Genomic DNA, 977 nt, shown 5'->3' with positions numbered 1-977 from the left:
TGGCGGTGGCGGCCTCGGCGACGATGCGGGCATCGCGCGCCCCCTTGATCATGGTTCCGCCTCCGGGCAGGTTGCGGATGGCCGCGGTGTCGATCAGCGTGGCCGGCCACAGGGAGTTGACCCCGATGCCCTCGTCCTTCAGCTCCTCGGCCAGGCCCAGAGTGGTCATGCTCATCCGTACTTGCTCATGGTGTAGGCCAGATGGGCCCCGGCCCAGCGTGGATCCAGGTTCAGCGGCGGGGAGAGGGTCAGGATGTGCGGGTGGGCGGACTTGCGCAGGTGCGGCAGCGCGGTCTTGGACAGCAGGAAGGCCCCGCGCACGTTGATGTCCATCATCAGGTCATAGCGCTTCATGTCCACGTCATCGGTCTTGGCCAGGTTGATGGCGCTGGCGTTGTTGATGACGATGTCGATCCCGCCAAAGCGCTGCACGGCGCTGTCCACCATCCGGGCCACGTCCTCGTCCTTGCGCACGTCCCCGACCACGGCCAGCCCGGTGCCGCCGGCCTGGTTGATCTGCTCCACTGCGGTGTGGATGGTACCCTCCAAGGAAGGATGCGGGGTGTCCGTCTTGGACAGCAGCACGAGGTTGGCCCCGTTCTTGGCCGCCTGCAGGGCGATGGACAGCCCGATGCCACGGCTGCCGCCGCTCATCACGATGGTCTTGCCCGCCAGGTTTGAGGCTGGGGATCAATGATGTTGCGCGAATCTTCAGTCATGTGACCCAGATTACTTGAAAACATCCCCCGTAGCTACTGGTGAGTAACATAATCTGGCGCTGTTGCCGGATTCGACGAACGCATTTTGTAGGCTTCCTACAAACAGGACCGCCATTTTCCCAGTTAGACTGACGTGGGTGGCATTTTTCTTGTGCCATTCCTACACAACTTTACGAACCAGGCAACCAAGGGAGTCGAAGGCATGACGCAGGGGCGCACCGAGGCGGATGAAGCGATCGACCTGTCCACCACCGCCGG

At 62.8% G+C, this 977-nt stretch carries 1 pseudogene; it reads right to left on the bottom strand.

Annotated elements, in window-relative coordinates:
* Positions 1 to 719: pseudogene (locus tag JCM19049_RS15435) on the bottom strand (SDR family oxidoreductase); the annotation flags it as partial.
* Positions 720 to 977 lie beyond the last annotated feature (258 nt).

The organism is Arthrobacter sp. JCM 19049, assembly GCF_001310435.1.
This window is presented reverse-complemented; position numbering and strand designations above follow the sequence as displayed.